The organism is Lysinibacillus sp. FSL M8-0337 (assembly GCF_038593855.1).
Taxonomy (GTDB): Bacteria; Bacillota; Bacilli; order Bacillales_A; family Planococcaceae; genus Lysinibacillus; species Lysinibacillus sphaericus_D.
The window spans coordinates 3,128,424-3,150,070 of the sequence record NZ_CP151996.1 but is presented as its reverse complement, the minus strand read 5'-3'; the positions used below and the strand labels follow the sequence as shown (position 1 = coordinate 3,150,070).

The following is a 21,647-nucleotide window of genomic DNA, read 5'->3' as shown; positions in this document are numbered from 1 at the left end:
CGATGATTCGTGACGTCAATAGGGCAGATCGACCACGTGAAAGACTACTGCGTCAAGGTGCAATGAGCTTATCGAATCAAGAGCTATTAGCTATTTTACTAAGGACAGGTACTAAGGAAGAATCAGTTCTTGCACTGGCGAATCGTGTGTTAAGTACATTTGAACGTTTACACCATTTAAAACATGCAACCATTGAAGAAATGATTGCCATCAAAGGTATAGGGGAGGTAAAGGCAATCCAAATTTTGGCTGCCATAGAGCTTGGCCGGCGCTTGTCTCAAAAGCAAAATGATGATAAGTTTACCGTTCGTTCTCCGCAAGATGCCGCTGCATACCTTATGCCGGATATGACCTCTCTAAGTCAAGAACATTTTGTTGCCCTTTTCCTTAATGTCAAAAATCAAATTATGCATAAGAAAACGATATTTATTGGGAGCCTAAATGCCTCCATTGTGCATCCGAGAGAAATCTTCCGTGAGGCTGTCAAGCGCTCTGCCGCTTCTATTATTTGTGCGCATAATCATCCAAGCGGAATACCTACCCCCAGTCCAGAAGATATTGAGGTAACGAAAAGAATTCAGGAGGCTGGCTTTATTATTGGCATTGAGTTACTGGATCACATCATTATCGGTGACCACCAATTTATTAGCTTAAAAGAAAAAGGATATTTTTAGTCTTAATAAAGTAAAGGCTTTCCTACATACGTTTGTGCATTGAACTGTTGTTGGATAAAGTTGTAGGCATGTCAAATTCTGCGCGAAACGAAATAAAGATAAGGGCTTTAACATCCTCCGTAGAGCGCGTGCAATATGTTACGAGACAGATTAAGAAGAGAAAGTGCAACGAACCCAAGAAAGCGCTTGAAACGGCTCATTGCTTTTTTATTTCAGATACATCGTAATGCACATTGAAGTTATTTGGACAAGTTTAAAGAGGCTGGGATATAACTAAAAAAATTTAAGGAACATAGGAAAGGTGTTCATAAATTTTTGCTATATGGAGAACTTAGCTAGTCTTGCTTTTGCAATAAATAAAAATTTAGAAGTTCTCACTAGTTGTTGGTAGCGGAGGCGGTGAATCCCGCGGAAAGCACCACCGAAGCGAACAACAACCGCGCAGCAATAAAGTGTTAGATTGATGGCAGTCAATCTAACACTTTTTCTCTTTTGTCCCAGCCTCTTTTTAGATTTTTTGCGAAAGGTACTTAAGGGCTTTAAATGGTTGTAAATACTTCCAAAGAAGATATCAGTTTTTAAAAGATAAAATTTTTATAGTATAATCTAGAAGTAGTATAGTTGTAGCAATTTTAAAAGTGGGTTAACTCAAAACGAACCTTTTTAATTGAATGACGTTATTGTATTCGTAGAAATATCTATAGCATTCACAAAAATTGGTAGCCTATAATGCGTTGTCTTACATGAAAAAAAATAATATGCTAATCTATACGTACTATTTTTAGTTTACGAGGGAATTAAAATAGTAAGTTTTCTGCAAGAAGCGGTATGTGGCACTACAAATTCTTGCATTTATCCGTTATAATGAACGGTATGATTTTATGTCAACGATAGTATGGCTTAAATAGAAAGGGAGTACACAATTTGTTTGGATTAGGTAGTAAAGATGTCGGGATTGACCTTGGCACAGCGAATACATTAGTTTTTATTAAAGGGAAGGGCATCGTTTTACGCGAGCCTTCTGTAGTAGCAAAGAATACAAAAACAGGAGATATCGTTGCAGTTGGTAATGATGCAAAAAATATGATTGGCCGTACACCTGGATCTATCGTGGCGATTCGTCCGATGAAAGATGGGGTTATTGCTGATTTTGATATTACAACAGCGATGATTGAATATTACTTAAAAGAAGCTTGTAAAAATTCTGGTGGTAATTGGAAAAAACCGAATGTGATGATTTGTGTGCCATATGGTATTACATCGGTTGAGCAACGTGCAGTTATCGATGCCTCTCGTCAAGCAGGTGCAAAAGAGGCGTTTACAATTGAGGAGCCATTTGCAGCAGCGATTGGAGCGAACTTACCTGTTTGGGATCCAACAGGGTCTATGGTAGTTGATATCGGTGGTGGTACAACAGAGGTAGCAGTTATTTCTTTAGGTGGTATCGTAACGAGTGAGTCTGTACGTGTCGGTGGGGATGCAATGGATCAAGCGATCATTTCCTATATCCGTAAATCGTATAACTTAACGATTGGTGAGCGTACAGCTGAAGCAGTAAAAATGGAGATTGGTACAGCATTTGCTGAAGGTCCAGATGAAAAAATGGAGATTAGAGGTCGTGACCTATTAACGGGCTTACCAAAAACGATTGAAATTTCATCTCAAGAAATTTCAGAATCATTGCGTGAAGCGGTATCGTCAATTATTGATGGTGTACGAAAAACGTTGGAACAAACACCTCCAGAGTTATCTGCTGACGTGATGGAGAGAGGTATCGTGTTAACAGGTGGTGGCGCGTTATTAACGAACTTAGACAAAGTTATTAGCCGTGAAACCAATATGCCAGTATTTATTGCTGAAGATCCATTAGATTGTGTCGCTATTGGGACAGGTAAAGCATTAGATCATATTGATTTAATTCGTCAACAACAAGTAAAAGGGTAAGGAGGTTTAGGCAATGCCACAGTTTTTTTTCAATAAGAAAGTAATACTGCTACTTGTGGGCATGGTTTTTCTTGTGGCATTGATTAGCTTCTCATTACGAGATCGGACGAATGCAACTTTACCAGAGCAAATTATTAAAGATACAGTCGGCGTCGCACAAGCTATTGTTGCGAAGCCGGCAAATTACATAACTGGTATTTTTAATAATATTGACTCCCTCTTAAACACGTACGAAGAAAATAAACGTTTAAAAGCACGCTTAGAAGATTTTGCAGCTGTACAAGCCGAAGCATTGGTTTTAAAATCTGAAAATGAAAAGCTAATGGAACTTTCAAAAGCTGAAAGTTTAAAAGCTTTTAATCCAATTCAAGCAACGGTGATTGCTAGAAATCCTGACCAATGGGAAGAAAAAATTATTTTAGATAAAGGTTCTTCTCATGGGGTAGAAAAAAATATGGCAGTTATGACAGCGAAAGGGCTAGTAGGTAAAATTACGCTCGTAACCCCTTTCACATCTGAAGTAGAGCTTTTATATACAAACAATCCTAACTACCGTGTTTCCGCGATGGTTTTAGGAGAAAAAGAGGCATACGGTTTAATCGAGGGCTTTGATAAAGAACGAAATGAACTCATTATGAAGCGAATCGATTCTAGCTTAACGGTGAAAGAAGGAGAAAAAGTAGTTTCTTCTGGTCTTGGTGGTATTTTCCCTAAAGGTGTACCAATCGGAGAAATTACGGAAGTAAGTACAGATGATTTTGGCTTAACAAAAATGGCTTATGTAAAACCATCTGCAGATTTTTCGATTTTAGAAAATGTTGTTATTGCTAAACGAACATTGACAATTATTGATGGTTCAGATGGTGATGCGACAAATGAAGATTTATCAAATCCACAAAAGGCTACTGTAGAGGGGGAAAAGTAATGGTTCGATTTCTCATTCCCTCTGTTGCAGTATTGCTATTTTTACTAGAACCAGAGTTTGCTATGCTTTCACCGATTGAAGTAAGTGGGCATATCTATTATCTAGTACCCCGATTTTTAATTTTATACTTAATATTTATATCCATCTATTACAGCCGTCAACGTGCGGTAATGTATGGACTTTTTTTTGGTGTCTTGTATGATGTGTTTTACATTGATATTATTGGATTATATTCGGTACTCTATCCACTTATTTGTTTTTTAGCAGGGTCTATCGTGAAAATAATTCATCAGCACTTAGTTGTGACAACAACTATTTCAGTTGTTTTAGTAGCAATTTTAGAATTCGTACTCTATCAATTCTTCTATCTAATCGCTTTTACAACAATACCGTTAACGGAATTCTTACAATCACGACTACTGCCAACAATCATTGCTAATACATTATTTTTAATGATTCTTGGTTGGGCCTTCAAGTATCTAATTAATGCGCGTGTCTTACAGAGAGCACGTGAAGTTTCTTAATAACAAGAGCAACGTGAGGTGAGGCATTCATGAAAAAACAATTAGTTAATATGAAGGGGACAAAGGACGGTTTTGTTCTTCGTTTAGACGATCAATGTTCGTATGCCGATTTAGTAGAAGAGCTAAAAGGAAAAGTTTCGGAAGGCGGTATCGATGGCAAGGTAGATGTCCAATTACATTTAGGCTATCGATACTGTTCGGATGAACAAGTAAAAGAGCTAGTAAAAATTGTTCAAGAAACGGAACAGCTAATTGTAGCAAAAGTGCAAAGTGAAGTACTGACTGTCCATGAAAGCAACCAGAAAATGATAGAAAGCCAACAAGATACATATGTAGGAGTGGTCAGGTCGGGACAAATTCTACGTGCCTCGGGGGATATAGTAATTGTGGGGAATGTGAATCCGAATGGACGTGTAGAAGCTGGTGGTAATGTATATGTCCTTGGTAGGCTAAAGGGAATTGTGCATGCAGGTGTACATGGCAACAAGGAAGCCATTATTGCGGCATCTCGTTTAGAAGCCACACATATAATGATTGCCGATCAAGTTGAGGCAATGTCAGATGAACATGTAAAAGCGATTAATCAAGCAGACATGGCTTGTGCATTTATCGGCTATGATGGGCGTATTACGTACGATCAAATTCATGCGTTAAAAAATATTCGACCATTGTTAAATGTGTCTAAGGGAGGAAGCTAGTGTGGGAGAAGCAATCGTCATAACCTCAGGTAAGGGCGGTGTCGGTAAAACGACAACAACGGCTAACCTCGGGACTGCATTGGCTCTACAAGGGAAAAAAGTATGTTTAGTAGATACAGATATTGGTTTAAGAAATTTAGATGTAATTTTAGGTCTCGAAAACCGTATTATTTATGATTTAGTTGATGTTGTTGAAGGACGTTGTAAAATCCATCAAGCGTTAATTAAAGATAAACGTGTAGATGATAAACTATTTTTATTACCTGCTGCTCAAACAACAGATAAGAACGCTGTCACACCTGAGCAAATGGAGAGCTTAGTAGAGGAATTAAAAAGAGACTATGATTATGTTTTAATTGATTGTCCAGCGGGAATTGAGCAAGGCTATCGTAATGCAGTAGCTGGTGCAGACCATGCTATTGTCGTAACGACACCAGAAATTTCTGCTGTTCGCGATGCGGATCGAATTATCGGACTGCTTGAGCAGGAAGAAATTACTGCGCCAAAACTTATCATTAACCGTATTCGTCAGCATATGATGAAAAATGGCGATACGCTAGATGTCAATGAAATTACGACGCACTTATCAATTGACCTGTTGGGTATTATCGTCGATAGTGAAGGTGTTATCTCTTCCTCAAATAAAGGTGAGCCAATCGTAATGGATCCAGCGAATAAAGCATCTTTAGGATACCGTAATATTGCGCGCCGTATTTTAGGTGAATCTGTGCCGCTCATGGCTATAGAGGATGAGCAAAGAGGTATGTTTTCAAAAATTAAAGCATTGTTTTCAAGATAATTTAAACCTTTTCGTGCGTATGCGCGGAAAGGTTTTTTATGTTCAGGTTGAATTGTGTGAGTGACTGGCACGTTTTTTTGTGCATGAATGGACATGCTGCCTCATATAGTGTGAAAAAAGGATGAGAGCTTGTTTAAAAAATGGAAATGGGTAGTTATGATTTTGCTTGTGGCTACAATCATACTAGTGATTCGATTAGAAGACCAAGGTGTAATAGAAACACCGGTGCGAAAGCTTGTAACAACTTCAGCAGATATGACATATTTAAGTGAGCTCGGAAAAAGTTGGCTTAAAAAAGAGGATGAAACGATAATGGTTTCAAGTGATGTAGGGCAAACTGAGCTATTAACATTCGCCAATGCGCAAGTTTTTAAAGAAGGTTTTTTGTTGCAATATGAAGTGGGCCTCCCTGTTTATGCGGGGCAAAGTGGACTCGTTGTTTTTACAGGCCATACAAAATATACAGGTAAAACGATGACGATTAGCTATGAAGATGGTACAACCGTCACTTACGGCATGCTTGATAGTTTAGCACAGCTTCCATATACGACTGTGCAGGCGAATGATTTAATTGGCATGAAGCAGACTGGACAACTCTATATTTCGATTGAAAAGGAAAAAACTCATTATAATTTAGAACAAATTGTACAGTGGCTTGAGTCGACGGAGACCGATGAAAGTTAAGTTGCACTTACTTTGTATCCCTCTGATCTTATTCATGATTTTTAGTGGCCAAATTGCTTACTATGCAATTATTTTAACTTCGTTGCTCTGGCATGAAGCGGGTCATTTATTGGTCGCGATGCTTTGTGGCGTTAAGATAAAATCATGTGTTATTTCACCTTATGGAGGGGAAATTGAATTTGAAAATCCAGCAGCTGTGCAGACATCTTCACTACTTTGGATTGCACTAGGAGGACCAATCACCACAATACTGGGGATTGGCCTTGCTTTTTTCATGCCGGAGTTAATTGCAACACGATTAATTAATGTACAACTAGTGTTGCTAGCAATCAATCTCTTACCAATCATTCCACTCGACGGTGGCAGAATAGTATTAGCCTGTTTGTTTTTATTTTATCCAAGCGTGCGATTAGTTGAATATTATTATTCGCTTTCTCTCATTTTTGCCTCTATACTATTCATAATAACTTTAATAAATTTACCACAAACCATTTTTTTAGCTATTCTTTGCCTATTTATATGGCTACAAGTACTAAAAGAATGGAAATATCGCAAGTATCGTGTAGCATTTGAGAAATATGTAATGAACAGGTTGACTTGATAGAATTCGTGTGGTAGTATTTTAATGTTATTGTTTGTAGCACCCGTGCTACTACAACCGCTCTGGGAAGGTTTAAGTATCTTTGGATCACCTTCATATACAGGCGAGTCTGAGTCTAAGAGGAGGTGCAGTAAAATGTACGCAATTATTGAAACTGGTGGTAAACAAATCAAAGTAGAAGCTGGTCAAGAAATCTATGTTGAGAAATTAGGCGTAGAAGCTGACGAGGTTGTAACTTTCGATAAAGTTCTATTCGTAGGTGGCGAAAACGTAAAAGTTGGAGCTCCATTCGTAGAAGGCGCTACAGTAACAGCTAAAGCTGTGAAAGAAGGCCGTCAAAAGAAAATCGTTGTTTTCAAATTGAAAGCTAAAAAGAACTACCGTCGTAAACAAGGTCACCGTCAACCTTATACAAAATTAGTTGTTGAATCAATCAATGCTTAATTGTGAGGTGTAACATGATAAAAGTTACGATACATCATGATGAAAATAGACATGTGTCTGCATTCGAATTTTCAGGACATGCTGAGTACGACGAATCAGGTAAAGATTTAGTATGTGCAGGTGCATCTACCATTGCGATTGGCACGGTAAATGCAATTTATGCGCTACTACAATTACAACCAGAAGTTGAACAAGCAGCTGAAGGTGGAGGCTACCTGAAGGTAGATTTACCAACAGATTTAGAGCCTGAAATTGATACAAAACTACAATTAATTGTCCAAGTGATGACTGCCCAAGTGTATTCTATGGTGCAAAATTACGGACAATATATCCAAATCAACTACAACCAAGTAGGAGGTGGAACAGAATGAAATTGTTATTAGCATTAGACCTTCAACTTTTCGCATCGAAAAAAGGGGTAGGTTCTACTAAAAACGGACGTGACTCTGAGTCTAAACGTCTTGGCGCTAAACGTGCTGATGGCCAATTCGTAACTGGTGGTTCTATTCTTTACCGTCAACGCGGTACAAAAATTTACCCAGGTACAAACGTAGGTCGTGGTGGTGATGATACACTATTTGCTAAAGTGGATGGCGTTGTTAAATTCGAACGCTTAGGTCGCGATCGCAAACAAGTATCAGTATACCCAGCTACACAAGAAGCTTAATTTTAATAAAGTAGACATAAAGCGGAGGACTGCATTTATTGCAGTCCTTTTTTTGGCTAAATTTCAATGAAGAATTAAGGGAAAAATACATCAAAACTTGTTATACTAGTTAAGATAACTTTATTGGAGTGAATGGGATGAACAATCAATCACTAACCATTAGTGAGGTACTACGTTTTGCAAATCATGATTATGTGAATCAACTTCAACTGATTCGCATGAATTTAGATTTAGGTAGAATTGATGAATCGAAAGAACTTATTCAACACTATTCGGAACAGCTACGAGTATTGTCTATCATGAATCGTCTACAATTACCACAAACAATGGAGTGGCTACAAACAGCAGGATGGCGCTATCCGGCGTTACCGCTGGAGCTTAATGGTGAGATCAAAAAACCAGTCACAAATAATATTGACAAGGATGTTGTAGAGTACTTAAACAAAACAGTTATGCATGTTTATGATACATTAGATCCATTTACGGAGCAGCGCTTAGCGATTGATGTACGTGTTGACGATCATACATTTGTTTTGGCATTTACGCTAAATGGACTGTGGAGTGCAGACGCATTCACCGAAAAAGGTTTGAAACAATTCGACATTCAAACAATTGTGCAGACAAATACGTGCTGGCAATATGTGTTGAGTGCAAATAGGGAGTGAATTAAATGTTTGTCGATCACGTAAAGATATATGTAAAAGGTGGCGATGGCGGTGATGGAATGGTTGCCTTCCGCCGTGAAAAATATGTGCCAAATGGTGGTCCAGCTGGAGGCGATGGTGGTCACGGAGGGAACGTTGTATTTGAAGTAGAAGAAGGTCTACGTACGTTAATGGATTTCCGTTATAAACGCCATTTCAAAGCTGATCGTGGAGAGCACGGGATGAGTAAAGGGATGCACGGAAAACGCGCTGAAGATTTAATTGTTAAAGTGCCACCAGGTACAGTTGTAATGAATGAAGAAACAGGTGCTGTAATCGCGGATTTAGTTGAGCATGGCCAACAAGCCATTATAGCAAAAGCAGGTCGTGGTGGACGTGGGAATTCTCGCTTTGCTACACCAGCGAACCCTGCTCCTGAACTTTCTGAAAAAGGTGAGCCAGGACAAGAATTAAATGTTATATTAGAGTTAAAAGTGCTAGCAGATGTTGGGCTAGTAGGTTTCCCAAGTGTTGGTAAATCAACACTGTTATCAGTTGTCTCTGCAGCAAAACCAAAAATTGGTGCTTATCATTTTACAACAATTGTACCGAATTTAGGCATGATTGAAACAGAAGATCACCGAAGCTTTGCCATGGCGGATTTACCAGGACTTATTGAAGGAGCGCATGAAGGGGTAGGATTAGGGCATCAATTTTTACGCCATATTGAGCGTACCCGTGTCATTGTGCATGTAATCGATATGTCAGGCATGGAAGGTCGGGACCCTTACGAAGATTATTTAACAATTAACGAAGAGTTAAAACAATATAACCTTCGTTTAACGGAACGTCCTCAAATTATTGTAGCAAATAAAATGGATATGCCAGAAGCAGAAGAAAACTTAGTGGAATTCCGCAAAAAGGTGGGCGAAGATGTGCAAATCTTCCCAATCTCAGCGATTTCACGCCAAGGCTTAAAAGAATTGTTATTTGCTATTGCTGATTTACTTGAAGTAACGCCAGAGTTCCCTCTATTTGATGATTTAGAGGAACAATCGGACGCGACAGTAATGTACAAGCATGAATCACAAGGTGAAGATTTCGAGATTACACGTGATGATGACGGCACATTTATCATTAGTGGTTACTCGATTGAACGTCTATTTAAAATGACTGACTTTAGTCGTGAAGATGGTATTCGCCGTTTTGCTCGCCAATTACGAGGTATGGGTGTGGATGAGGCATTGCGTGAACGTGGTGCACAAAATGGTGATACAGTTCGTCTGCAAGAGTTTGAGTTTGAATTTGTAGATTAAGACAGGTGTTTTAGGGGGAAGCGTATGAAGAATGTTGCGAATCAGCGATATTATTTAGTTCGTGAAGATGTATTAACGGATGCTATGCAAAAAACGTTGGAGGCGAAGCACTTACTATCGAGTGGTTCAGTTTCCTCCATTTGGGATGCGGTCAAGCAAGTGGATCTATCGCGCAGTGCGTTTTACAAATATCGTGATGCTGTATTTCCTTTTCACTCCATTGTACAGGAGCGCATTTTAACAGTCTTTTTACAGCTTCAAGATCGAAAAGGAACATTGGCAAAGTTATTAGAAACTGTGACAAATTCTCATTGTAATGTACTGACAATACATCAAACCATTCCAATTCAAGGACGTGCAAATGTTACATTATCATTGGATGTGACGAGTATGACTTCTGAACTTGATGACTTAATACAGCAGTTAAAAAGGCTCGATTTCGTAGAGTCAGCTGAAGTCATTAGTTCTGGTGCATTGTAAAGGGGCTGTTTGTAAAGCCCCTTTGTCTTTTAGTAGTTAATGCTGGTAGATGTTGATACAAAATTTCGCTTCCTTTCCGCATGCGATGAGCAAGCCTCGCCGAAGTTAAAACCTCAGTGGGGTTTCGCTTAACTCGCGATCCTGCAGAAATACTGCGGAATTTTTTTGAAATTTCCAATCAACATTTGTAAAGGCTGCAATAGAAATGCACAATTACATTTCAAACAGCTAGCAAAAGCAGTACGTATTTTCACAATACTTTTTAGAGAAGGCTGTTTTACATAGCCTCTTCTTTTTTAGCAAGAGTTTTCCAAACATTAAAAATGTTTAATATACTACGAATTGTAGCGGAGGAGGTCATTTTGATGACAGAGCAACAGTGGGAAAAGCGTATTGCATATTTAGGACCAGAAGCATCATTTACATATTTAGCTACAAAATCTATTTTTCCAACTGACTGGCTTGTTCCATGTACAACAATCCCAGAATGTATTGAGGCCGTGGCAGAGGGGAAAGTTGATTTAGCAGTTGTACCATTAGAAAATGCACTAGAGGGCTCAGTTCCGCTAACACTGGATTATTTATTCCATGAGGCAACGCTTTATGTAACCGGTGAACTACAGCTAAAAATTCAACAACACTTAATGGTCAATGAAGCGCAGAAGGACAATTGGGAATCGATTGAAGGTGTTTATTCACATCCGCATGCATTAGCTCAATGCCACAAATATTTATTTTATCGTTTTAGTGATGTACCGTTACATCAAACAACATCAACAGCAGCCGCTGCAAAATTTGTATCCGAAAATCCTGATAAATGTATTGCTGCAGTTGGTAATGCAGCCGCCGCCGCAAAATACGGTTTAACTATCGTGCAAGACAATATTCATGACTTTCATTTTAATCATACTCGTTTCTTTGTATTATCAAAACAAAATAAGCGATTACCACAGGAATTATCAGAAGGGCAAGCAAAGACAACTTTTATGATTACATTACCGACAGATCGCTCAGGGGCTTTACACCAAGTTTTATCGGTATTTGCATGGCGACAATTAAATTTAAGTAAAATTGAATCACGTCCATTAAAAACAGGTCTTGGAGATTATTTCTTCATGATTGATGTTTTAGCAGATGAAAAAGACCCAATGATGCGAGGAGCTATGGAGGAACTGGCGGCACTTGGTTGCAAGGTGAAGTCGCTTGGTACATACTTTACGTATTTAACAACATCTGACGAAGAATAACAGCAACTTAGGAGGTGATACATGTGGGTGGCATTATATTATTTGATGGCATTTGTAATTTTTGTAATAGTAGTGTGCAATTTATTATTAAACGTGACCAAGCGGCGTTTTTTAAATTTGCTTCGATTCAAAGTGAAGTTGGTCAAGCACTTCTTGAACAATACAAAGTACCAACAAATATAAATAGTGTGATTTACATTGAGCAAGGAAAAGTATACGTTGAATCAACGGCAGCACTTAACATTACTAGACACTTAGATGGCTTATGGCCTGTGTTTTATGTGTTGATTGCTATACCACCTTGTATACGAAATACCGCCTATCAACTTTTTGCTAAAAATCGCTATCGTCTTTTTGGTCAAAAGCAAGCTTGTTTATTACCTTCACCATCACAACGCGAGCGTTTTCTGGAACAACGATAAACAGCATAAAAAATCCACTACGAATGCTACAGGAACGTAAGCCGCTACAAGCCATGAGCTAGCTGGCTGCTTACGTTGTGCTGTATGGAAATCGGAGTGGATTTTTACATTGGAATTTTCAGAATTGTTTGCGTGACTGGCACGCCGGATTATTGATCTGTGATTAGATAGCCTTTTTTTTGTAGGGACTGCTCTATTAAGTCTAAAATGTCCACTGACGGTGCAGAAATAACATGGAGATGCGTGCCACCTGTAAGTGCAGATAAGTAGTTGGCTTGTGTGTCGTCTACACGTTGTACAAATTTATCGACATCATGCCGATTGGAGACCATTAAAGAAGCGGTAATTTCTCCGTAGATGGGGTGCTCAACAATCACGTTTTTCACCGTTCCACCGCAGTCTACGATTGTTAACAATTCGTCTTTGGCGTCTTCAGGTGTGTGAAAACAAGGAATTGTTCGTTCAACAGTTTGATTGAGTTGCTCTTGGTGCATATAAATATAGCCTTGGCTTGTTGCAATGATTGGTTCGTTTCTAGCCTTTAATAATGTCATATCATTCACAATAACTTGTCTAGAAACATTTGCAAATTTAGCGAAGTCTGTCCCAGTAATAGGTGTGTTGCTTTTTTTTAGCAGTTCTAGAAGTTGCAGTCGGCGTTCCTCGCCTAACATTTTTTTCATAAAAGATCACCTCTGCCGTGTAATAAAGGAAGTAGTATTCCTTATGCATTAGTGTACCATGAAGCATTTCCACCATGCGTGAATTTTTTGTATCCAAATGAAACATTGAACATATGATACGTAGAGAGGAAGGGAGGAAAAAATTGCGTATTCATATTGTTCAAAAGGGAGATACATTGTGGAAGATTGCCAAGGAGTACGGTATTTCATTTGAGGATTTAAAACGACTCAATGCCCATCTTGCCAACCCTGATTATATTGTTCCGGGCATGGAAATTATTTTGCCTGAAAAAATAAATAAGGAAACTCATAAAGAAACACATAAAGAAACACAAGTCCATAAAGAGATGCCTACTACTCAAACAAGGCCAAGTAAGGAAAGTGTAAAAAAAGAGGTGCAAAAGCCGATGCCGGCACCACCTCCGATTGTGGTTCAACCACCAGCACCGATGCCGATGCCAGAGCCGCAAATGATACCAATACCATTCCCGATGCCGATGCCAATGCCGATGCCGCAACCACAGCAACCGATGTGGGTGCCACAGCCAGTAGAACTTAGCTGGAACCAACAATTAGTAATGCCACAGCAACCGGCACCTATACCAGCACCACCAGTAGCACAACCAGCTCCGCCACCACCGCCGCCAGCACCAGCACCCGCGCCACCAGTTCAACATGTACCGCATATGCCGATGGTGCCTCATTGTTCTAGTTGCCATCAGCCAGTGCATCATCAAATGTGGTGGCATATGCCAATGCAACCACAAATAGAGGCTTACACAATGCCGCAGCAACCGATGCCATGTGCTATGCCACAACAACAACCAATGCATTATGCTATGCCAGCTAATGCGGTAGGGGGAGAAAATTTCCTAGAATCGAGCACATCGCCATTCTTTAACCCGAATGCCGGACAAATGCAGCCTCAATTTGAGCAAATGCCAATGATGCCAATGATGCCAATGAATCAATCTTGTGGATGTGGCACACAACACGGAATGGGGCAGTCTTGTGGATGTGGCTCACAGCACGGAATGGGGCAATCTTGTGGATGTGGCTCTCAGCCGGTAATGATGCCAAATTGGCAATTTGACCCATGCCATTGTCCGCCACCATGTTCAGCTGGACCATGGATGTCACCGCACTTTTTCCCAGGCGGGATGACGCCTTATCGATGGTAAAAAAGCCTATATTGTCGAGGAAGTAAAGCCTAATATTTGGAAGTACAAATATCAATCTAAACATTATTTTGTAAAACGAGCAAAGCAGTTAGAAATAGCAGATAAAGTGAGGGCAATTCATCGCCATTTGGGACGACTAGAACCCTCACTCATCCTGCCGTTAGTAAAAAGTGATGATGATCAACTCATTGTTCAAATGTGGCAAGAGGGAAGTCATAGTGCGAATTTTGCTTATAAAAAAGATAGAGAACAATCTTTAAAGCTATTAATCGATTTGCATGACACGAACCAAAAAATTGCGTGGCAACGAGTACCAGGTTTGCATACCTTTTCTCAGCTTTTAAAATGGCAGATGCGTCATATGCGTTTTAAAAGTAGGCGAAATGACTTGCGAGCATTTTTAACGAGAGAAGAAGTGGAGCAAATTATTCATTTCAGCGAAAAGGCTTTGCAGTTAATGGAACTAGAAGATGTGCAGGAAAAAGACATTACGCTATTACATGGTGATGTGGTGCACCATAATTTCTTATGGTGTACAGATGGAGAATTACGTTTAATCGATTTTGACTTAGCCCATCTCGGAGAAGCGGATGATGAATATATATTATGGCTGCATCGCGTGTTGCCCGCAGTAGATTATGATCTTGCTAGTATTTTAAGAGAATTACCAGCACTTGAACGGTTAGATAAAAGAAAGTTCCATCGTTTAAAGTTTCCAAATGAGCTGTTGCGAGAATGGTTATTTGCTATCGATTTACCGTTAGAACAACAGCTAGTATTTTTAGATTATTTAATACCATTTACTAAGCGAGCGCTAACATACTGGCCGAAACTGTGGTACGATATTGATAGAGTGATGAAGAGATGACCGTCCCCGAGGCGGTCATTTTTGTATGGAATCGGGGCTATTGCTATAGCATATAGTCGAGCATTCGTTCGCTATATGCTATAATCGAAGACGATGAATGTGAGGGATATACTATGTATGATTATTTAAAAGGTCAAGTAGTGCGTATTACGCCAGAGTATGTCGTACTTGAGCAACAAGGGATAGGTTGGCAATTGAATACACCGAATCCATTTGCATTTCGTGCGTCAGCAGTTGAACAACAAATTTACGTACACTTGCATGTTCGGGAAGATGCACAAGTGCTGTATGGTTTTCCGAATTTAGACCAACGAGAGTTATTCCGAAAATTAATTTTAGTGTCAGGCATTGGACCTAAAGGTGCACTAGCGATTTTAGCGACAGGTAATCCTCAACAAGTGATTGGTGCCATTGAACGAGAAGATGAAACGTTTTTAGTGAAATTTCCAGGTGTCGGTAAAAAGACAGCACGTCAAATGATTCTAGATTTAAAAGGTAAACTTGGTTCTTTACTAGACACAATGGAACTACCTAGTTCGGAAGATGAGCTGCCTTTATTTGGCGTTAATCCATATAAGCATGAACTAGAAGAAGCCATTCTAGCATTAATGGCTCTAGGATACTCGGAAAAAGAACTCGATAAAATCCGACCGCAACTAGAAGATAATGACAAGCTGGAAACAACAGATGCGTATATGAAGCAAGCATTGCAGTTGTTATTAAAGCTGAAATAATGGAAGGGAGGCAGGTACATGTCGGAACGTATGATAGCAAGTGAAGCTGGCCGTTATGATGAACAATTTGAATTATCTCTTAGACCCCAAAGATTAGCACAATATATTGGGCAGCATAAGGTGAAAGAAAATTTACAAATTTTCATTGAAGCAGCAAAGCTTCGGCAGGAAAGTTTAGATCATGTACTATTATATGGTCCTCCTGGATTGGGAAAGACGACATTAGCCGCTGTCATTGCAAATGAAATGAATGTTAATGTTCGTATGACGAGTGGTCCTGCCATTGAACGTCCAGGAGATTTAGCAGCGATATTAAGCTCATTGGAGCCTGGAGATGTATTGTTTATTGATGAGATTCATCGTCTTCCACGTGCAATTGAAGAGGTGCTATATCCAGCTATGGAGGATTTTTGCTTAGATATTGTTGTTGGAAAAGGACCGGAAGCTCGTTCAGTGCGTCTTGATTTGCCACCGTTTACGCTCGTTGGTGCAACGACAAGAGCCGGTGCGTTATCCGCCCCGCTACGAGATCGATTTGGTGTACTGTTACGATTAGAGTATTACGATAATACGTCACTTGCTGAAATTGTCGTAAGAAGTGCCCATTTATTTGATGTGGATATTGAGCAAATAGCGGCAGGCGAAATGGCGAGACGTTCTCGTGGTACACCACGTATTGCTAACCGTTTACTGAAACGAGTGCGAGATTATGCACAAGTGCTTGGAGATGGTATGATAACGGAGGACCTTGCTAAGCAAGCGCTAGAGCTTTTACAAGTGGATCCTAGAGGGCTTGACCATATTGACCATAAGCTTGTGACCAATATGATTGAGCGCTTCAGTGGTGGCCCAGTAGGCTTAGATACACTTGCTGCTTCAATAGGTGAAGAACGTGTGACGATAGAAGATGTGTACGAGCCATATTTAATGCAGATTGGCTTTATTCAACGTACACCGCGTGGACGCGTCGCAACGCATCTGGCTTACGAACATTTTGGATATGATTATCCACAACAAACATAAAAGAAGGAAGTTTTTTTCATGCGTGTAGAAGATTTTGATTTTGAATTACCAGAGGAGCTTATCGCACAAACGCCCCTTGTCGATCGTACGGCAAGTCGGTTAATGGTTGTGACACCGGGCTCAGAAAAAGTCGAGCATCATCATTTTGCTCATATTTTAGAGGAGTTACATGCTGGTGACTGCCTTGTACTAAATGATACAAGAGTATTACCTGCTCGTTTAATGGGTGTAAAAGAAGAAACGGGTGCTCATATTGAAGTATTGCTCTTAAAGCAAACGGCTGGAACGGATGAATGGGAAACACTTGTAAAACCAGCGAAACGTGTTAAAGTAGGTACCGTTGTCACATTTGGAGACGGTTTACTAACAGCTACTTGTACAGCAGAGCTAGACCACGGTGGTCGTATGTTTGAATTCAAATATGATGGCATTTTCTATGAAATTTTAGAGCAACTTGGCGAAATGCCATTGCCTCCATATATTCGCGAAAAATTAGATGATAGTGAGCGTTATCAAACTGTTTACGCGAAAGAACGTGGCTCGGCAGCAGCACCTACGGCAGGTCTTCATTTTACACAAGAATTATTAGCGCAAGTACGAGCAAAAGGTGTCGAGATTGTTTTTATTACACTACATGTTGGACTTGGCACATTCCGCCCAGTAAGTGTGGATTCGATCGAAAACCATGAAATGCACGCTGAATTTTATAGTGTGACAGAAGAAGCCGCAGCTACGATTAACCGTGTAAAAGCAAATGGCGGACATGTCATTGCTGTTGGTACAACATCTACTCGAACGCTCGAAACAATTGGCTCTAAATATGGAGAAGTGCGCGCAGAGCAAGGATGGACATCTATTTTTATTTATCCAGGCTATCAATTTACAGTGGTGGATGGTTTAATTACAAACTTCCATTTACCGAAGTCAACATTAGTAATGCTTGTCAGTACACTTGCGACAAAAGATACGATTTTAAGCGCCTACCATCAAGCAGTAGAAGAAAAATATCGCTTCTTTAGCTTTGGTGATGCTATGTTTATACGTCCTAGTTTACAAAAATAATTCATTTCTGTTGCAACATCAAAAGAGATGCAACAGGAATTTTGATTTGTCCAATTGATTAATCAAGCAAGAAATCGGAGTACTGTTTTTACTTTAGATAAGAGAGGATTTAACATTTTATGACACAACCAGCAATTCGTTATGAACTACTTCATACATGTAAGCAAACAGGAGCACGTCTTGGCATCGTCCATACACCACATGGCTCTTTTGAAACACCAGCATTTATGCCTGTAGGGACACAAGCAACCGTTAAAACAATGTCTCCAGAAGAATTAAAAGAAATGAATGCAGGCATTATTCTTTCGAATACGTACCATTTATGGCTGCGTCCAGGGAATGATATTGTGAAGGAAGCAGGTGGCCTGCATAAATTTATGAACTGGGATCGTCCAATCTTAACGGATTCAGGTGGCTTCCAAGTATTCTCGTTAAGTCAATTCCGTAAAATTGAAGAGGAAGGTGTGCACTTCCGTAATCATTTAAACGGGGACAAGCTGTTTTTAAGTCCAGAAAAAGCGATGGAAATTCAAAATGATTTAGGGTCGGATATTATGATGGCATTCGATGAATGTCCGCCTTACCCTGCAACATATGATTATATGCTACAATCAGTTGATAGAACGACTCGTTGGGCAAAGCGATGCAAAGAAGCACATGCTCGCCCAGAAGATCAAGGATTATTTGGTATTATTCAAGGTGGAGAATACGAAGAATTACGTCGTCGCTCTGCAGAAGCATTAGTAGAACTTGATTTTCCAGGTTATGCAATTGGAGGCTTATCAGTAGGCGAACCGAAAGATGTGATGAATCGAGTGCTAGAGTTTACAACACCGTTAATGCCGACTAATAAGCCGCGCTATTTAATGGGTGTAGGTTCACCAGACTCTCTAATTGACGGTGCTATTCGAGGCATTGATATGTTTGACTGTGTATTACCGACACGAATTGCCCGTAATGGTACATTAATGACGTCTGAAGGTCGTTTAGTTGTTAAAAACGCTAAATATGCCCGTGATTTTGGTCCAATCGATCCAAACTGTGATTGCTATACTTGTAAAAACTATTCTCGTGCATATGTGCGCCATTTAATTCGCACGGAAGAGACATTTGGTATTCGTTTAACTTCTTATCATAATCTACATTTTTTACTGAAGTTAATGGAGCAAGTGCGTGAGGCGATTCGTGAGGATCGTCTAGGTGATTTCCGAGAAGAATTTTTCGAAAAGTACGGTTTTAATGGACCGAATGCAAAAAACTTCTAAAATTGGAATGATACTTAGCGAAAATTTACCTGTTATAGAAAAACTATTGATAATATAGAAAAATTTTGGGCTTGTTCATCGCTTTTTTAGGGTGAAATAGTCTATACTAAAAAAGTGAGATTTGGAAAGGGGGCTAGCATTTTGAATATGGAATCAATATTAGGATTTGCACCGATCATATTGATGTTCGTGGCGATGTGGTTCATTTTAATCCGTCCTGCAAAAAAAAGACAGCAGGAAACGCAAAATATGCAAAGTAGCTTACAGCGTGGAGATAAAGTTATTACAATAGGTGGCTTGCATGGTGTTATCGACTCAATTGAGGACACAGCTGTCACTTTAGTAATCGCTGATAATGTGCGCGTTAAATTTGACCGTCAAGCAATCGGACGTGTCGTAAATGATCAAGTTTAATATGATTAGGCGTTGTCCCAAATAACCTTTGGACAACGCCTTTGCCATTTTAAAGGCTATGTCGAAATGCGTATAATTTTGCCACAATTTTTTGTATAAAAAGCAACAGATACGGTCACCTTGATAAAGTGGGGGTGTTCGTATGGAAGAATATTTAGCAATTATTTTTAGAACATGTTTTTTATATGTTTTTATACTTATTGTTTTTCGACTAATGGGCAAGCGAGAAGTCGGTGAACTATCTGTTATTGATTTAGTCGTTTTCGTCTTGATTGCAGAAGTAGCTGCCTTTGCGCTGGATGATTATGAAAACCCATTATTTAATGCTATTTTACCGATTATTATTTTGCTCTTTATTCAAATATTGAGTGCTTATTTATCGTTGAAGTATAAGAAAATACGTGATTTGGTTGATGGCGATCCAGCACTGCTTGTCAAAGATGGGATTATCCAAGAAAGCGAGATGCGAAAACAGCGCTATAATTTAGATGACCTTTGTCAGCAACTACGTGAAAATGGCATCTCCTCTGTTACGGAAATTGCGTATGCCTATTTAGAGCCTTCTGGTAATCTTTCCGTTTATAAAAAAGATGAAAAGGCCTTTGTCTATCCGCTTATTATTGATGGTGATATCCAAGATAGACATTTAATGCTTATCCATAAAGATGAAAAATGGTTAATGGAAGAGTTAGCTAAAAGTAATATTCATGATAGTAGCACGGTGTTCTTTTGTATATGGGAGGACAGTCGACTTCATATTCAATTGAAGGAACATTAGACCTTTTTGGCTAATTTCCGAATATAGTGGAAATCTGTAAAACGTAATTGATTAGACATTAATAATAACGTAAAGAGTAAAAATAATGTGACACAGCTACTTAAAATAAATGGTAGTGGCAGTATTTGCATAAAGAAATACTGGGCAATACAAACGGCAATAAAACAACTATAAGGTACAACAAACATACGGAAGCCGGCGCGTAAATTTTTGCGCTGTCTGACCGTAGCGATATGCAAGAAAGATGTGAGCAAAACGCCAAAGCCAATGGCTACAACAGCCCCTTTTTCTTGGATTCCAGGTTGAGAGGCCAGTACAAACATAACGAATAGTTTACCGAGTCCACCATAAATGGAGTTCATCATGGCAGCGCGCGCTTCACCAACTGCCTGCAAAATGGAATGTAATGGACTTTGAATATAATAAAAATAAAATATAGGTGCTAAAATTTTCACATAGCCTCGATTTTCTTCTAAGTGAAATAATTTCATGGCTAGCTCGTCACCGTGAACGAAAAAATAAGTGGCGGCGATGCAGCCTACTAAAGAAGATAAGCGCAGCGAAACGGAAATACGTTCCTGTAAAAGCGCATTGTGTTGGCGTGCAACAGCATCACTAACGGCAGGAATAAGGACAATGGAAAGTGCTGTAGACACAAAGGCTGGGAATAGTAGCAAGGGCACTAAAACCCCTGAAATGACCCCATATAAAATGGTAGCGGCAGAGGCCGTTAACCCTGCCATCGTTAATGCTTTTAAAAAAATAATCGGTTCTAAAAACCAAGTGAAGGAGCCAAATAGTTTGCTTCCTGCAGACGGGATGGCTACCCGTAGCATTGGTGAAGCCGGATAAGACTCCACTTTGCTTTTCTTTGGTAATAATTTCTTCTTTGAAACGGCGTAATGGAGCCATAAATACAGGAACGCAACAACTTCAGCTAAAAGTGTGATACCCATAGCAGAAGCCGCCGTTATGGAAGCATTATTATAAGCTGCAACTAATGGTAGCATAAAGGTAATAAAGCCGATGCGGACAACTTGTTCAAGCATTTGTGCCCAAGCAGTTGGTGTGATTTTAGCAACGCCCTGTAAATAAGCGCGGAGCAATCCTGAACCGACCGAAACAGGCACGGCAAACAGTGCAATCCAAAGTGTAAATGTTGTTTGTTCATTATGTAATAGTGTAGTAGAAATATAAGGTATTGTTAGGGCTACAAGTGGCATAAAAACAATCATGCCAATAAATGACCAAATGATTGCGGTACGCATCACGCCAAAAATGTTTTCTCGTTTATTTTTTGCTAGTAATTCTGCTACAATTTTAGCTACAGCGATAGGTAGTCCAAGTTGAATGAGTGAGATGAAGAAAATAAATGCAGGATAGGCGGTCATATAAATACCGACTGCTTCTTCACCAGCAATGCGCATAAACTGCATTCTATAAAAGAAGCCAAAAAGTTTAGATAAAAAAATAACAAACATTAAAAATAGTGTACCTCGTACAAAAGAACTCATGCCATCCGTCCCTTCTCAAGCCGCAAAAATTCATTTACACTATTTGTATGCAAACA

Annotated in this window: 26 protein-coding genes and 1 other annotated feature; of the genes, 24 read left to right on the top strand and 2 right to left on the bottom strand. The window is 39.4% G+C overall.

The window, feature by feature from the left end; genetic code table 11:
- The first annotated feature begins 2 nt into the window (after positions 1-2).
- The 16 genes from radC (at position 3) to MKY08_RS15065 (ending at position 12,069) form a co-directional block, all read left to right on the top strand.
- Positions 3-674 (top strand): DNA repair protein RadC, encoded by a 672-nt coding sequence (gene radC / locus MKY08_RS15140; RefSeq protein WP_141705613.1) that lies wholly within the window; start codon positions 3-5, stop codon positions 672-674.
- A gap of 924 nt (positions 675-1,598) precedes the next feature.
- Complete coding sequence (locus tag MKY08_RS15135; protein ID WP_069513296.1) at positions 1,599-2,618, top strand: rod shape-determining protein; 1,020 nt, start codon at positions 1,599-1,601, stop codon at positions 2,616-2,618.
- Positions 2,619-2,631: 13 nt separating this feature from the next.
- Positions 2,632-3,543 carry a rod shape-determining protein MreC gene (gene mreC / locus MKY08_RS15130; RefSeq protein ID WP_069513297.1) on the top strand — a complete coding sequence of 304 codons (912 nt, stop codon included), beginning with the start codon at positions 2,632-2,634 and terminating at the stop codon, positions 3,541-3,543.
- Complete coding sequence (mreD, locus tag MKY08_RS15125; RefSeq protein WP_024363187.1) at positions 3,543-4,067, top strand: rod shape-determining protein MreD; 525 nt, start codon at positions 3,543-3,545, stop codon at positions 4,065-4,067. The genes mreC and mreD overlap by 1 nt, the downstream gene beginning before the upstream one ends.
- 29 nt (positions 4,068-4,096) lie before the next feature.
- Positions 4,097-4,765 (top strand): septum site-determining protein MinC, encoded by a 669-nt coding sequence (gene minC / locus MKY08_RS15120; protein ID WP_069513298.1) that lies wholly within the window; start codon positions 4,097-4,099, stop codon positions 4,763-4,765.
- A 1-nt stretch (position 4,766) separates the two neighbouring features.
- The gene (minD, locus tag MKY08_RS15115) at positions 4,767-5,564 is read left to right on the top strand and encodes a septum site-determining protein MinD (protein ID WP_069513299.1); all 798 of its coding nucleotides are present in this window, start codon (positions 4,767-4,769) and stop codon (positions 5,562-5,564) included.
- A gap of 129 nt (positions 5,565-5,693) precedes the next feature.
- Positions 5,694-6,248, top strand: a complete 555-nt coding sequence (locus MKY08_RS15110; RefSeq protein ID WP_069513300.1) for a M23 family metallopeptidase — start codon at positions 5,694-5,696, stop codon at positions 6,246-6,248.
- Positions 6,238-6,849 carry a site-2 protease family protein gene (locus MKY08_RS15105; protein WP_069513301.1) on the top strand — a complete coding sequence of 204 codons (612 nt, stop codon included), beginning with the start codon at positions 6,238-6,240 and terminating at the stop codon, positions 6,847-6,849. The genes MKY08_RS15110 and MKY08_RS15105 overlap by 11 nt, the downstream gene beginning before the upstream one ends.
- Before the next feature lie 45 nt (positions 6,850-6,894).
- Positions 6,895-6,970 (top strand) — a sequence feature (ribosomal protein L21 leader region).
- A 14-nt stretch (positions 6,971-6,984) separates the two neighbouring features.
- The gene (gene rplU / locus MKY08_RS15100) at positions 6,985-7,293 is read left to right on the top strand and encodes a 50S ribosomal protein L21 (RefSeq protein WP_010860053.1); all 309 of its coding nucleotides are present in this window, start codon (positions 6,985-6,987) and stop codon (positions 7,291-7,293) included.
- A 14-nt stretch (positions 7,294-7,307) separates the two neighbouring features.
- The gene (locus tag MKY08_RS15095) at positions 7,308-7,664 is read left to right on the top strand and encodes a ribosomal-processing cysteine protease Prp (protein WP_024363182.1); all 357 of its coding nucleotides are present in this window, start codon (positions 7,308-7,310) and stop codon (positions 7,662-7,664) included.
- A complete protein-coding gene (gene rpmA, locus MKY08_RS15090; protein ID WP_024363181.1) occupies positions 7,661-7,960 on the top strand; it encodes a 50S ribosomal protein L27 in 300 nt (99 codons plus the stop codon). Before MKY08_RS15095 ends, rpmA begins: the two co-directional genes overlap by 4 nt.
- Positions 7,961-8,097: 137 nt before the next feature.
- Positions 8,098-8,625, top strand: coding sequence for a Spo0B domain-containing protein (locus MKY08_RS15085; protein ID WP_024363180.1), 528 nt, complete (start codon positions 8,098-8,100; stop codon positions 8,623-8,625).
- Between the two features lie 5 nt (positions 8,626-8,630).
- Entirely contained in the window at positions 8,631-9,920 is a 1,290-nt protein-coding gene (obgE, locus tag MKY08_RS15080; RefSeq protein ID WP_025220116.1) for a GTPase ObgE, read from the top strand.
- 24 nt (positions 9,921-9,944) lie between these two features.
- On the top strand, positions 9,945-10,400 hold the full coding sequence (locus MKY08_RS15075) for an ACT domain-containing protein (RefSeq protein WP_024363178.1): 456 nt from the start codon (positions 9,945-9,947) through the stop codon (positions 10,398-10,400).
- A gap of 365 nt (positions 10,401-10,765) precedes the next feature.
- On the top strand, positions 10,766-11,647 hold the full coding sequence (pheA, locus tag MKY08_RS15070) for a prephenate dehydratase (protein ID WP_069513302.1): 882 nt from the start codon (positions 10,766-10,768) through the stop codon (positions 11,645-11,647).
- A gap of 23 nt (positions 11,648-11,670) precedes the next feature.
- Entirely contained in the window at positions 11,671-12,069 is a 399-nt protein-coding gene (locus tag MKY08_RS15065; protein WP_069513303.1) for a thiol-disulfide oxidoreductase DCC family protein, read from the top strand.
- 149 nt (positions 12,070-12,218) lie between these two features.
- Here the strand turns inward: MKY08_RS15065 and MKY08_RS15060 are convergent, their stop codons facing one another.
- Positions 12,219-12,752, bottom strand: a complete 534-nt coding sequence (locus MKY08_RS15060; RefSeq protein WP_069513304.1) for a transcription repressor NadR — start codon at positions 12,750-12,752, stop codon at positions 12,219-12,221.
- Between the two features lie 143 nt (positions 12,753-12,895).
- On the opposite strand from MKY08_RS15060, the gene MKY08_RS15055 reads away from it, so the two are divergent.
- From MKY08_RS15055 to MKY08_RS15020, 8 genes are all read left to right on the top strand, one after another.
- Positions 12,896-13,933: a LysM domain-containing protein gene (locus tag MKY08_RS15055; RefSeq protein ID WP_069513305.1), complete on the top strand. Its 1,038-nt coding sequence runs from the start codon at positions 12,896-12,898 to the stop codon at positions 13,931-13,933.
- Positions 13,923-14,801: a phosphotransferase gene (locus tag MKY08_RS15050; RefSeq protein ID WP_342535007.1), complete on the top strand. Its 879-nt coding sequence runs from the start codon at positions 13,923-13,925 to the stop codon at positions 14,799-14,801. Before MKY08_RS15055 ends, MKY08_RS15050 begins: the two co-directional genes overlap by 11 nt.
- Before the next feature lie 113 nt (positions 14,802-14,914).
- Positions 14,915-15,535 carry a Holliday junction branch migration protein RuvA gene (ruvA, locus tag MKY08_RS15045; RefSeq protein WP_069513307.1) on the top strand — a complete coding sequence of 207 codons (621 nt, stop codon included), beginning with the start codon at positions 14,915-14,917 and terminating at the stop codon, positions 15,533-15,535.
- A gap of 18 nt (positions 15,536-15,553) precedes the next feature.
- Positions 15,554-16,558 carry a Holliday junction branch migration DNA helicase RuvB gene (gene ruvB, locus MKY08_RS15040; protein WP_069513308.1) on the top strand — a complete coding sequence of 335 codons (1,005 nt, stop codon included), beginning with the start codon at positions 15,554-15,556 and terminating at the stop codon, positions 16,556-16,558.
- An 18-nt stretch (positions 16,559-16,576) separates the two neighbouring features.
- On the top strand, positions 16,577-17,620 hold the full coding sequence (gene queA / locus MKY08_RS15035; RefSeq protein WP_069513309.1) for a tRNA preQ1(34) S-adenosylmethionine ribosyltransferase-isomerase QueA: 1,044 nt from the start codon (positions 16,577-16,579) through the stop codon (positions 17,618-17,620).
- A gap of 119 nt (positions 17,621-17,739) precedes the next feature.
- Complete coding sequence (gene tgt / locus MKY08_RS15030; protein WP_069513310.1) at positions 17,740-18,885, top strand: tRNA guanosine(34) transglycosylase Tgt; 1,146 nt, start codon at positions 17,740-17,742, stop codon at positions 18,883-18,885.
- A 147-nt stretch (positions 18,886-19,032) separates the two neighbouring features.
- Positions 19,033-19,299 carry a preprotein translocase subunit YajC gene (gene yajC, locus MKY08_RS15025; protein WP_024363168.1) on the top strand — a complete coding sequence of 89 codons (267 nt, stop codon included), beginning with the start codon at positions 19,033-19,035 and terminating at the stop codon, positions 19,297-19,299.
- A 142-nt stretch (positions 19,300-19,441) separates the two neighbouring features.
- On the top strand, positions 19,442-20,077 hold the full coding sequence (locus MKY08_RS15020) for a DUF421 domain-containing protein (protein WP_069513311.1): 636 nt from the start codon (positions 19,442-19,444) through the stop codon (positions 20,075-20,077).
- Here the strand turns inward: MKY08_RS15020 and MKY08_RS15015 are convergent.
- Entirely contained in the window at positions 20,074-21,591 is a 1,518-nt protein-coding gene (locus MKY08_RS15015) for an oligosaccharide flippase family protein (protein WP_069513312.1), read from the bottom strand. The genes MKY08_RS15020 and MKY08_RS15015 overlap by 4 nt on opposite strands.
- Positions 21,592-21,647: the final 56 nt, after the last annotated feature.